Raw genomic sequence first — 11,916 nt, forward strand, 5'->3', positions numbered from 1 at the left:
GAATCATACTATGATCGTATTAGGCGAGCGATGAACAAAAATATGATGGCCCCCACTGTTGCGGTGATAATAAATCCAAGCAAACCATCAGACGTCAAACCAATAAGCTGAAAGACAAAACCACCGACGAAAGCGCCAACAATACCGATAGCCATGTTACCTAGCAGACCAAAACCTGACCCTTTCATGATTTGTCCTGCCAACCAGCCTGCAATCAGGCCGACCAGCAAAAATGAAACTAGTGATGTTACTGACATATTCTACTCTCCCGATCTTGCATCAATATATTATTAGCATGCAATATTTTGATTTTACTGAAGCTCTCAGCAGGAACTATAGTGCGCATCTCATTGACAAAGCGCAACCCTCCTGTGCCGCTGTTAACAGCTACAGCCAGTTGACCATCATGGCTGCTTATCGAAAACCGGAACCCCATCCGGTATGTCGTACCACGCCTGCTTCTCGCTGACCCACACATGCGCAGTGGGCCTGAGCATTGTAGTATCCGACAGGTTCGCTGGCTTCAGCTTGATCGTATCCGGCTTTGCCGGATCGCGATGATAAATGCGGTTGCCACAGGTACGACAAAAATAAGCCTCATTTATGTTGCCGCTCTCGGCAACCCGGCTCCATTCAGCCATATCGCCAGAAAACTTAAGCGCATCAACATCAACCATTGCAGTGATGCTGAAAGCACTGGTTGATAGTTTTTGACACTCCTTGCAGTGACAGGCGACCACTTTTCTTGGCGCTCTGAGCAACTGATAGCGAACGCTGCCACACTGACAGCTACCTTCAACCGGATACTGAACCATTCAATGACCTCTTATTTTTTCTCGTTTACTTCTGCCGCCCACTACCTGGAAGCCAGCCAGATTTCAGCTTCAGCTTTCTGGTCACGATGGAAAGACTTTATGGTCAACCAGGGCAGCAGATGCCCCTCCCATTCGCTAACCTTTCTTATCCAAGTTTCATCGGCCAACACGGCAGCGGAATCAAATTTCCGAATAAAGGACAACATGGCAGGCAAGCGGGAAAGCTCTACCATGATTGCACCGATTGTCGGCATCTGAAAATCAACGATATCAAACAACATTGTACCGTCTTTGATGCCCTCTGATTCAGTAATCAGCTGCTGCAGAATTTCTGCCATGGCATCTGAATCAATTTTCCCCGTCATTACGATATCAAGTCTGTTTTTTCCAGATCGCTCAACTTTCATCACTCACCTCAAACAAGCATTCGATGTTATTAATGATGACGCTGACAATGAAATTCCTGACCTTCATCTGTCAGGCGTGCCTCTTCGCCCCGATTCCAGAATTCATATCTGGCATTCTGATAACGCGCACCGGAAGCAGATCTCACCCGGCTGAGTATTGACGACTCTCCGCTCTCTTCAAATTGCATGGTGATAGTTTCTGGCCCAACGAATTTCACTCGCATCACTATGGATTCATCGCAGTGAAAAACTGATTCCTGACTGGCTACCGCATCCTGTGGCACCCGCCCTGCCTGGGCATTCTCTTCACCTTCGTTTAAAGTAGCCCGCACTCTGAGATTGCCTTCCACATCGAACAACATCAGTTTAGTGTCCTGCTCGATGCGGTATGACTCAATCGCAGCCATGGTATGTAAAAACGTTTGCTCCTGATCCATCAGCGCCGGTTCACAAGCGCGCCGGGTACTGCTTATCTGGTTGAACATAACGTCACCATCTGATGGCGCCAAGGAGCCTGAGTAGCTGTTACAACCGGCAACACCTGATACCTGGCCACCATTGAAAGCAATAGTGATCATAGCGTTGAAAATAATATCGTTACCATCAATGCCTTTTACATGCCAGCTTGTGCTATCCAGCCTGCTTACATTGGTCTGGTTTTGTGCGACTCCGGCTGAGCCTTGTTCAGGAGTTACCTGACAGGCAGCAAGTGTCATCACCCATAAAGCCAGTAGCGACAATTTGACTCCATATGTTTTCATGCCTAAGAATCCTTGTTTTCAACCCATGTACTAACGGTAACGAGCCAGTGCCAGGATTGTTCCAGTTGTCGCGCTGATAGTTACGATACCTTTTTAACGAACTCAGATTTCAGCTTCATGGCTCCGATACCGTCTATCTTACAATCAATGTCGTGATCGCCATCAACCAGTCTGATATTTTTTACTTTAGTGCCTACCTTCACCACAGACGAGCTGCCTTTGATTTTCAGGTCCTTGATGACTGTGACAATATCCCCATCGGACAATACATTGCCTACCGAATCCGTTACCTGGCTTTCAGCTTCGGCATCATCGATGTCGGCCTGGGTCCACTCATGAGCACACTCCGGGCAAATAAAACTGCTGCCATCAAAATAACTGTATGTCGACTGACATGCAGGACATGCTGGAACTTCACTCACCTGACTTCTCCTGTTTACTAGTATCACCACCTATGCCGGAACTCCACATCGCAGCTGTCAACGCGATACCGACGCCCATGCCCAAAGCCGGATCATTTTGTGATACACCCAGTGCGACACCGCAACTCACCCCAATTGCCACTGCAACCCCAAGGTTCCTCTGTTTTCCGGATCTATTTGGCCCAGACTCTTTACCTGACTGCTTGCCTGTCTTCTGCCCTGTTTTATCGTCGTTCATCCGGCCTCCTGTAAGCGAACCTGCCAAGGAATAAGCTAACAGTATATCAACCCTTGTCGCTTGTCTCTTGTCAGGATTTACTTCTCTTCAAACGACAATGCATCTGACAAGTGACTTGTCGCCAGAACTCTGATAAAAATGGCCAGATCGCGGTAGAAATTGCGCGAAGGCGATGTATTTCGCCAGGCCAGTACATGGTGTCGGGCGACAGGCTGATCCTGAAGCTCGCAAATAAATAATGCCTGGGGATTATGTAATTCTGAGAAGATGTACAGACTGGGCAAAAATGTAGACCCCATCCCCATAACCACCATTTGTCGCAATGTATCCAGACTGGTGCCTTCATAGTCTCGAGCGACATCGGCCCCGAGCCTGGCACAGACTTCGAGCACCTGATGGTGTAGCTGGTGACGGTCTTCCAACGTCAAAATTCTCTCACCCGCAAGATCCCTGGCAAACACTTCGCGGCGCCCGGCCAGTCGATGTTCGCTTGGCACGACCAACTTCAGTGATTCACTAAAAAGGTGATGCGACACAATCTGACCATCATCGCGGGAATCATCTGATAATGGCGTCATGATCAGGTCATATTCACCACTCAACAACCCTTGATACAACTGCTGAGGTGCAGCCTCTCGTACATAGAATCGCAGTTTTGGGTAGCGTCGATGCAGTGCCGGGAAAATGTGTGGCAGCAAATAAGGCCCCAGTGTTGGCGGTACACCCAGACTGTAAGTGGTGTTCTCACCTTCCGCCAGCTCTTTGGCAGACTCCAGGAAATTCACTGCGCGACTAAGCACCAGTTCCGCGTCTGGCAACAATGCTCGTCCTTGTGGAGATAAATGAGTGCCTGAGCGAGAACGCTCAAACAGCGTCATACCCAGTAACTGCTCCAGCGAACTGATCTGGGTGGTCAGTGTCGGTTGACTAACCCCAAGCGCCTGAGCTGCCTTTCTGTAGCTCAAGTGACTGGCAACACTCACAAAATAGGTCAATTGATTTAACGAGAATGTCTTTTCCAGTTTTTGCATGCTCTCCCCTATCTGCAACTTGTCATTACCTGTTAGACCAATCAGATGTTAGCTGGTGAAATTTTCATATTTCTGTGTATCTGCTGAGAGCCCGTATAATGAAGCATCGCGCAGGTTATAGTCTGTAATATACAACCCTGCTGATAGTTTAATGCTATCACGAGCACATCTATTATTCTATTTGGCTATCAACGAAAATTCACCAGATCGGAAGTGGCCACCCGACAGGATTGAAAACAACAGGAACCCATTTATGAAACATGTAATTTTAGGCGTCGAAAAATTCCAGAAAGAAGTCTTCCCTGGAAAGAAAGCAGAATTCGAGAGACTGGCTAATGGTCAAAGCCCGGAAGTGCTTTTCATTACTTGTTCTGACTCTCGCATCGATCCCAACCTGGTGACTCAGACAGAGCCAGGCGATCTATTCATCTGTCGCAACGCCGGCAACGTTATCCCACCACACAGCAATGTCACGGGCGGCATGACAGCCTCGATTGAGTTCGCAGTCGCAGCACTGGGAGTGACTCACATCGTAGTTTGTGGTCACACTGATTGTGGTGCCATGAAAGGCGCACTGAGCCCACAAAAGCTGGACAGTCTGCCCCACGTCAAAGAATGGCTGAGCCATTGCCGCGTAGCGACAGAAGTCGTTAAAGAACGTACAGGCAGCGCTGAGCTTGATGACAACCACCTCGAAGAAGTGACCAAAGAGAACGTAGTTCAGCAAATTCAACACCTGCGTACTCACCCGGCAGTAGCCGCAAAACTGGCTGCGGGCCGTATCCAGCTGCACGGCTGGGTGTACAACATCGAAACAGGTGATGTGCTGTGTTACGACGATGAGACTCGGGAGTTTACGCCGGTCAACCAGCAGCCTGGCGGCAGCGACGCCGCCACAAGTTAATTCTCAGGAGATATCATGAAGTTTGACTTATCTAATCTGCGTGGCGATCTTGCTGGCGGTTTGACTGCCGGCATCGTTGCTCTGCCTCTGGCACTTGCATTTGGTGTCGCCTCAGGCCTCGGCCCGATGGCTGGCCTTTATGGTGCGATTGTACTGGGCTTTTTTGCTTCCCTTTTCGGCGGCACACCATCACAAATTTCCGGCCCCACCGGACCGATGGTTGTTGTTATGGCTGGTCTGTTTGCCAGTTTATCTGGGGACGCCACACTAATCCTGACAGCAGTCATGCTGGCAGGTGTGATACAGATTGCATTTGGTGTGCTGGGACTGGGCCAATACATTCGGCTGGTTCCCTATCCCGTTATTTCAGGCTTCATGACCGGTATTGGTACCATTATTATCATTCTGCAAATGGGGCGCATGGTCGGTGGTGAGCCACCTAGCGGCACGATTGCAGCAATTGGCTACCTGCCGACAGCACTGGGCTCAATCAACTGGATGGCACTGGCACTGGGTGCTGGCACATTGGCTATTGTTTATACCTGGCCTGCAAAGTTTGGCAAGATCATCCCAGGTCCTCTGGTAGCGCTGATTATCGGTACGGTTGTCAGCCTGATTGTTGGCGGCGCACCCGTGCTGGGTGACATCCCAAGCGGACTGCCAACACTGCATCTGCCGGTACTCAATTCTGACCAATGGGTACTGATTGTTGAGGCCGCCATCATACTGGCAGTCCTGGGTGCTATCGACAGTCTGTTGACGTCTCTGGTGGCAGACAACATGACCCGAACCCGCCATGAAAGTAATCGCGAACTGGTAGGCCAGGGTATCGGTAATACCTTTGCGGGCTTACTGGGTGGTATTGGTGGTGCTGGTGCAACCATGCGTACTGTCGTTAACATCCGCAGCGGCGGCCAGACTAAAATCTCCGGCATGACACACTCGCTGGTGTTGTTAGCCATAGTACTGGGCCTTGGCCCAATGGCTTCCAACATTCCACACGCAGTGCTGGCTGGTATTCTGGTCAAAGTTGGTCTGGATATCATCGACTGGCGTTATCTGAAACGTGCTCACAAAGGACCACGCTGGGACCTGATCCTGATGGTGCTGGTACTCGGCCTGACGGTCTTCGTTGACTTGATCACTGCAGTCGCCGCAGGTGTTGTTCTGGCAGCACTGGCCTTTGTTCGCGAAGTTGCACAGCTGCAGATCAATGAACTGAAACCTGCCATGGCTGGCGAAGGTACGCCGGAAGAAGCCGAGTTACTGAAGCAGGCCAAAGGTAGAGTCAGCCTGTTCAGCTTTGGTGGCCCAATGAGCTTCGGTGCTGCTGCAGACCTGGGGCACCACGTCCGTGAACGAGCCCCTAAAGGCTCTCAGGTCTTGATCCTGGATTTCAGTCGAGTACCCAAAATTGATGTATCTGCTGCCATGGCAGTGGAAACCATTGCTACTGATGCCCTTGGCTCAGGACGCAGCCTGGTGATAAGCGGTGCCAACGATGACATCAAGGAAGTATTGAAAGGCCTGCTCAGCGAATACCAGGAAATCACCCTGGCTGATAATCAGATTAGTGCCCTGAAAAAAGCACTGAAGGAAATCAATCCTTCATCAAACGATGACGACAACCTCGCAGACGATCCCGCATTACGGCCTGCGAGCACTTAATAGTTGCGTTCTCACCAACTATAAGTCTTGGGCGCGGCATTTGCCGCGCCTTTTTTTTGCCCTGCAGAAACACGACAAGGTCAGTGCATCATAGATCCGAGGGCAGACAATAAGACCACGCCCAGCACATCGCTTGTTGCTCGAAAAAGCGGGCAGATTGTCTGAAGCCGACAGGCTGAATTTCCGTCCGCCGAGCGACAAGCGATGTGCTGTGGTCGTCTGCCCTCGGATCTATGATGCACTGACCGCCAGCCGGTAGCGCAGGAGGATGGCGAGGATAATTACGCCCCCTTTCTTTACGCAGAGTTGCGCTGCAACCAGCGATCAAGCTGGTCCGCAAAAGCCTTTCTTTCCGTCTGACTAAGTGCCGCCGGCCCGCCTGTCTGTATCCCTGAACTGCGCAACGTATCCATAAAGTCGCGCATATTTAAACGTGCTTTAATGGTTGCCGGTGTGTACATCTCACCCCGAGGGTTCAACGCCCGAGCCCCCTTTGAAATCACTTCATCAGCCAGGGGAATATCGGCAGTAATAACCAGATCACCGGCAGCAGCACGCTGCACGATTTCATTGTCAGCCACATCAAACCCCTGCATGACCTGGACAGTCCGGATAAAGCGGGAGTTAGGTACACGCAAAGGCTGATTGGCGACCAGTGTCAGTACAACCTGCGCTCTCTCAGCGGCTCGGTAAAGAATCTCTTTGATAACAGTTGGGCAGGCATCAGCATCTACCCAGATTTGTGCTGGTCGGGACACGGGCGTGGTCACTCTTTTACTTGATTAACTTGTTCGGCAAATTTGCGGGAAGACCAGGCGAATATCCAGTTAAGAACCAGATAGTGAATGCCAATCACCACCACCGTCAGCAATGCGATTGCCGGCCATGACATTGCCTCAATCAGTGAGGGTAATTGGCCATAGGCCTCTTCTGACATCTGCATAGGGAGCAGCAAAGTGAGTGCCATGGATGAAATACACAAGCAGATTAGCAGACAAAGCAAAACGAGTTTTCGCCTTTCCTGCGGATATGGCGCACGCTGGTGATCGATGACAAAACGCATCGCCGTGCCGTAACCAGCACCGATGGCCATCGCCAAACTGATGCTGTTGCCCAGACGAGATTCAAAAAGCACGCTGGCCAGCATCATCATGATAAGTACGGCGAGGGAAAAAAGACTGAACGTTAATACATACTTGCCATAATTCATTGCTTGTCGTTCCTGGCCTCTTCCCTGGGTTTCACGTATTTTCTCAGTTGATGTGCGTAACGCAGACTCAGAGAGTCTGCGCGGCTTCCATCACTAGCTCAAATGCAGGTCGCACCCGGTAATCTTCTTCGGCAAATTTTGCATGAATTGTCCCATCAGGCCGTAATAAAAAAATGCCCGGATAAGGAATACCGTATGCCCGGCTGCCTGGCTCGTACTCAGTATTCAACACACCCATTGCCATGAAATGCTTTGTGTCTTCATCCCTAAGCAAGGGAAAGGTGGTCCCATAATCCACTTCAGCTGCTTGCAAGTGTTCAAATGTGTCATAAGTCATGGTCGCAACCCCCAACCCCATTTCCTTGAACCGGGGTGCCACTTCAACCAGGTCCTGTAACTGTCCGATGCAGTAAGGACACCAGTCGAATGAGCGGCTCAGCACCAGCACCAGACCATTGGGACCAGTCAGATCTGACAAAGACAACGGGTTGCCATTTTGATCAGGCGCATTGATTGGCGGGAGTTTACTGCCTTCGGGAAAGTCCGGTGCCCAAACAAATTCCTGGGCATAGGATGCCGAACTGAAAAGCACTACCGTCAAATAAAGTGAAAATCGTTTCAGCCACTGGCTGACAGAAGGGCGTGCTGCTAGCAACGCAAGGATGGCAGAGACAGGTATTCTGATCATTATTATTCTCCAGTTGAATGAAAGAACGCTGGGCTTGAGCTGCCTGGTTAATTCAAGCCAAAAGGTTGCCGTCGACTGGCCCGGACGTTTGACTGGCTGAATTCTGCTCTTGTTCTGCACTGGCTTCATATTCCGTGATCAGCGATCTTGCAACACCAACATCACTCTCCAGCACCTGCACATCAGCAAAACCCTGAACAGCCAGGTCGCCGACAGCTCCCTGGAGATAGTGACCGCCGACAAAGGTTTTTATTCCCTCGGCCTGCAACATGCCAGCCACAATATGGGCTTCTACAATATCGTTTGCACGAAACACTGTCTTCAACATGATGAATAGATTGACATATCTTCGCGCTGTTTACCACGCTATCAAAGCGCGGCAATCAGGCCACGCTTGCGCATGACCTGACAGACACGAAAGAACAGGGAGGGTTATGACTTCGGTGTGCGACGCTTACCCTTGTCCTTGTTGACCTTTTTCTTGGTAGTGCCGCGCTTTTTGGGCTTTTCAATTTTACTGCCAGCTCTGGACTTTTTTGGCGCGTTGGTAAATTCACCAGGCGCTCTGTCCGGTTCAATAAACGCATCCCGTCGCGGCTTTCTTTTGGGCGGCGGCATATCACCTGTTGCCATCGGCGCAGAACGATGCCCACGGGTATCACGACCTCCAGTGTTTTTACCTGGACCGCCCCTGCTACTTCGACCGCGCTTCTCAGGCACCTTGCCCTTGATGCGTTCCATATTCAACGGCTGATTACAAACACGAGTGCGTTGCAGTGTTTGCAGAATATCTTCTGGCATACCTTCAGGTAAATCGATGGTAGAAAAATCATCGAAAATCTGAATGCGGCCAATATACCGGCCTTCGATGCCGCCTTCGTTGGCTATGGCACCAACAATCTCTCGCGGTGACACACCGTGCTGATGACCAACACCGATCTGAAATGACTCCATTTTGACATCTGCGTCATCATCAGAGTTACGTTCTTCGCGGCGACGACGGGCTGGCCGCTCGTCTTGATTCGAGCTGCGCTCACGAGAGTCATCAGACCGTTTTGGTGCTTTACTGGGTGGGTCCAGCGGGCGGTCTTTCTGCATCAGATAAGCCATCGCTGCTGCTGCATCTTCCATGGAGCATTCATATTCTTCGCACATTTCAATCATGACCTGGCGGAAGAATGATAAGTCCTGGGACTTCAGCGTCTCAGCAACGGTTGCCTTGAATTGCTGGCTGCGTTTTTGGATCAGCTCGCCACGAGTTGGCAGCTCCATACGCGTGATTTTCTTGCGTGTAGTGCGCTCGATGGACTGAAGCAGACGCTGCTCTCGCGGGGCTACGAACAGAATCGCCTTGCCACTGCGTCCGGCCCGACCGGTACGGCCAATGCGGTGTACATAGGCCTCATTATCATAAGGAATGTCGTAGTTCATCACGTGGCTGATGCGTTCCACATCCAACCCGCGTGCCGCTACGTCAGTCGCTACAACGATATCGAGCTTGCCGTTTTTCAACTGCTCCACTGTTCGTGAGCGCAATTGCTGATTCATGTCACCGTTCAGCGCTGAAGCAGAGAATCCCCTGGCATTCAGCTTATCGGCCAGTTCCACCGTGCTGTTTTTGGTGCGCACAAAGACAATCATGCCATCGAATTCTTCCACTTCCAGCATACGTGTCAGAGCATCCAGCTTATTGGTGCCCTGTACCAGCCAGTAATATTGCTCAATATCGGCATTCGTGCTGCTCGAACTCTTAATCCGGACTTCTTTAGGGTCGCGCAAATATTTATCCGCTACCTTGCGGATTGGCGCTGGCATTGTCGCCGAAAACAGCGCAACCTGCCGCTCCGCAGGTGTCTTCTGCAGAATCATCTCAACATCATCAATGAACCCCATGCGCAGCATTTCATCCGCTTCATCCAGTACCAGGGTCTTGATCTGGCTGAGGTCCAGTGACCGGCGGCTCAAATGGTCCAGCAAGCGGCCAGGCGTACCAACCACCACATCGACGCCGCTTTTCAGCGCCTGCAGCTGGCGACGCATGTCCTGGCCACCATAAATTGACAGCACACGAAAGCCCGGGAAGCGTGAACCATAGGTTTGAAAGGCTTCGGCGACCTGAATGGCCAGCTCTCGCGTTGGGCACAGAACCAGCGCCTGGATACCGCTGCGCTTCTGCTCCAACTGAGCAAGGATAGGTAATGCGAAGGCCGCGGTTTTACCCGTGCCTGTTTGCGCCATGCCAATCAGGTCCTGACCTGACAGCAGTGTAGGAATAGTGGCTTTCTGGATGGGCGATGGCTTTTCGTAGCCGATCTGCTCCAGCTTTTCCAAAAGGAATGTAGGAAGATTTAGCTCAGCAAAACCCGAGCCCGTATCAGTGTCGCTTGAAGACCCTGAATCAGTCGTTGACATAGTCGATTGCCTGCGCGGCGCGATGAATTCGGCCGTTATAAGGGGGAAATGATCAAAAGGGCGGGCATTATACGTGAGGTAGACGCTCTCGTACAGCAATTTTATCGACCCGTTCGCGTCACTTCGCTACGCAGGGCAGTGAAATATCAACGGTAATGCTGAATAAAATGCACGGCGCGGTCTGGGAAATCAGTAAAAACGCCATCAACATTGGCTTCATAGAGAAACAATTCCAGCATGTGCTCGAAACTGTCTGCATAGGCTGGCACCTGCCCTTCATCCTTTCTGAATGTATAGGGATGAACCGCCATACCTGCCTGGTGAGCATCCCTGACCAGCGAACTGATCATCAACTGGTCTTTGGTAGAGGACGACAGAATAATCATTGATTTGTCCGGACCGACACCATCGGCATAACGAGCCAGTTCCTGCATGCCACCTGGCGCCAGCATCCAGCCGTACTCATCGCTGCCGGCCATCAGTTGCACCAGTTTGAGATCCATATCCAGTGCTGGCAGGACCGTCTCTTTAACGCGTTTTAGTTCATCAAACTCAAACGTCTGCACATAGACATTGCTGTCTTTGCTGGTATAGCCAAAACGTTTCAGTTCGCTTAACACCGCTGTAGCCAGGTCTTTGCCATGCTCATGGTGGAAGGCGGGGGATTTTAATTCAGGATAAATACCGACATTGCGGCCGGTTGAGCGGTTCAGGCCGCGAATCAGTTCCAACTGTTCCGCAAAGGTATGAACCCGAAAATTGGACTGCCACATCGGAAAACGCTGTTCATAGATTTTATGCTCCTGAGCATTTTCATCCAGGCGATAACCTTCAGTAACCTGCAGTTGACGTAATTCGGCCAGGGTAAAATCAATCACATAGTGACGACCATCCTCCCTGGCACGGCCAGGAAAGCGAGTGCGCACATCCGTATTCCGATCCAGGGTCAGGTCATGCCAGACAATCAGTTGATCATCCTGAGTCATGACCACATCCTGTTCCTGAAAGTCGACTCCCATGGCATAGGCCATGGCAGCAGCAGGCAAGGTATGCTCAGGCAGATAACCACTGGCACCACGGTGCGCAATAACCACCTTGTCTGCGCCATCGCGCTGCGCCATCGCAGGCGAAAGATTGACCACACTGCTGATCAACGTCATGAAAAATGCCCCGAACCAGAAAGCAGATTTAGCTTGTGTCATCAGTGTAGCCCTTTTTATAGCGGTTGTATTGTTCAGGAAAGGATACCAATCTGGCAAAAAACTACCAGCATCCCACGTTTAAAGGGAGTTTATGCAACAGTTGTGACAGAAGAATGAAGGGGAAACAACTACAGGCTAATGAGCAGACAAAGTGTGTC

Annotated in this window: 15 protein-coding genes; 2 read left to right on the forward strand and 13 right to left on the reverse strand. The window is 50.9% G+C overall.

What is annotated here, in order from left to right; genetic code table 11:
• Positions 1–8: 8 nt before the first annotated feature.
• The 7 genes from PSCS_RS01810 to PSCS_RS01840 all read right to left on the reverse strand — a co-directional run bounded on the left by PSCS_RS01810 (position 9) and on the right by PSCS_RS01840 (position 3,674).
• A complete protein-coding gene (locus PSCS_RS01810; RefSeq protein ID WP_068810083.1) occupies positions 9–257 on the reverse strand; it encodes a GlsB/YeaQ/YmgE family stress response membrane protein in 249 nt (82 codons plus the stop codon).
• A 147-nt stretch (positions 258–404) separates the two neighbouring features.
• Positions 405–815 carry a GFA family protein gene (locus PSCS_RS01815; protein ID WP_068810084.1) on the reverse strand — a complete coding sequence of 137 codons (411 nt, stop codon included), beginning with the start codon at positions 813–815 and terminating at the stop codon, positions 405–407.
• Positions 816–856: 41 nt separating this feature from the next.
• A complete protein-coding gene (locus tag PSCS_RS01820; protein ID WP_308426223.1) occupies positions 857–1,222 on the reverse strand; it encodes a SpoIIAA family protein in 366 nt (121 codons plus the stop codon).
• 29 nt (positions 1,223–1,251) lie between these two features.
• Positions 1,252–1,983, reverse strand: a complete 732-nt coding sequence (locus tag PSCS_RS01825) for an META domain-containing protein (protein WP_068810086.1) — start codon at positions 1,981–1,983, stop codon at positions 1,252–1,254.
• 80 nt (positions 1,984–2,063) lie between these two features.
• Positions 2,064–2,405 carry a zinc ribbon domain-containing protein YjdM gene (locus PSCS_RS01830; protein WP_068810087.1) on the reverse strand — a complete coding sequence of 114 codons (342 nt, stop codon included), beginning with the start codon at positions 2,403–2,405 and terminating at the stop codon, positions 2,064–2,066.
• Entirely contained in the window at positions 2,398–2,643 is a 246-nt protein-coding gene (locus PSCS_RS01835; RefSeq protein WP_068810088.1) for a hypothetical protein, read from the reverse strand. Before PSCS_RS01835 ends, PSCS_RS01830 begins: the two co-directional genes overlap by 8 nt.
• 77 nt (positions 2,644–2,720) lie before the next feature.
• Positions 2,721–3,674: a hydrogen peroxide-inducible genes activator gene (locus PSCS_RS01840; protein WP_068810089.1), complete on the reverse strand. Its 954-nt coding sequence runs from the start codon at positions 3,672–3,674 to the stop codon at positions 2,721–2,723.
• A gap of 253 nt (positions 3,675–3,927) precedes the next feature.
• Here PSCS_RS01840 and PSCS_RS01845 point away from each other — a divergent pair, with 253 nt between their 5' ends.
• Positions 3,928–4,578, forward strand: a complete 651-nt coding sequence (locus PSCS_RS01845; protein ID WP_068810090.1) for a carbonic anhydrase — start codon at positions 3,928–3,930, stop codon at positions 4,576–4,578.
• A gap of 15 nt (positions 4,579–4,593) precedes the next feature.
• Complete coding sequence (locus tag PSCS_RS01850; RefSeq protein WP_068810091.1) at positions 4,594–6,246, forward strand: SulP family inorganic anion transporter; 1,653 nt, start codon at positions 4,594–4,596, stop codon at positions 6,244–6,246.
• Positions 6,247–6,542: 296 nt separating this feature from the next.
• Here the strand turns inward: PSCS_RS01850 and PSCS_RS01855 are convergent, their stop codons facing one another.
• The 6 genes from PSCS_RS01855 to glpQ form a co-directional block, all read right to left on the reverse strand.
• Complete coding sequence (locus PSCS_RS01855) at positions 6,543–7,004, reverse strand: YaiI/YqxD family protein (protein ID WP_068810092.1); 462 nt, start codon at positions 7,002–7,004, stop codon at positions 6,543–6,545.
• Positions 7,005–7,012: 8 nt separating this feature from the next.
• A complete protein-coding gene (locus tag PSCS_RS01860; RefSeq protein WP_068810093.1) occupies positions 7,013–7,456 on the reverse strand; it encodes an ABZJ_00895 family protein in 444 nt (147 codons plus the stop codon).
• Between the two features lie 67 nt (positions 7,457–7,523).
• Complete coding sequence (locus tag PSCS_RS01865) at positions 7,524–8,144, reverse strand: peroxiredoxin family protein (RefSeq protein WP_068810094.1); 621 nt, start codon at positions 8,142–8,144, stop codon at positions 7,524–7,526.
• 52 nt (positions 8,145–8,196) lie between these two features.
• Entirely contained in the window at positions 8,197–8,472 is a 276-nt protein-coding gene (locus tag PSCS_RS01870) for a putative signal transducing protein (protein WP_229694669.1), read from the reverse strand.
• 104 nt (positions 8,473–8,576) lie between these two features.
• Entirely contained in the window at positions 8,577–10,556 is a 1,980-nt protein-coding gene (locus PSCS_RS01875) for a DEAD/DEAH box helicase (protein ID WP_068810095.1), read from the reverse strand.
• 146 nt (positions 10,557–10,702) lie between these two features.
• Positions 10,703–11,758 (reverse strand): glycerophosphodiester phosphodiesterase, encoded by a 1,056-nt coding sequence (glpQ, locus tag PSCS_RS01880; RefSeq protein ID WP_229694670.1) that lies wholly within the window; start codon positions 11,756–11,758, stop codon positions 10,703–10,705.
• Positions 11,759–11,916 lie beyond the last annotated feature (158 nt).

The organism is Pseudohongiella nitratireducens, assembly GCF_001642735.1.
Lineage (GTDB): Bacteria > Pseudomonadota > Gammaproteobacteria > Pseudomonadales > Pseudohongiellaceae > Pseudohongiella > Pseudohongiella nitratireducens.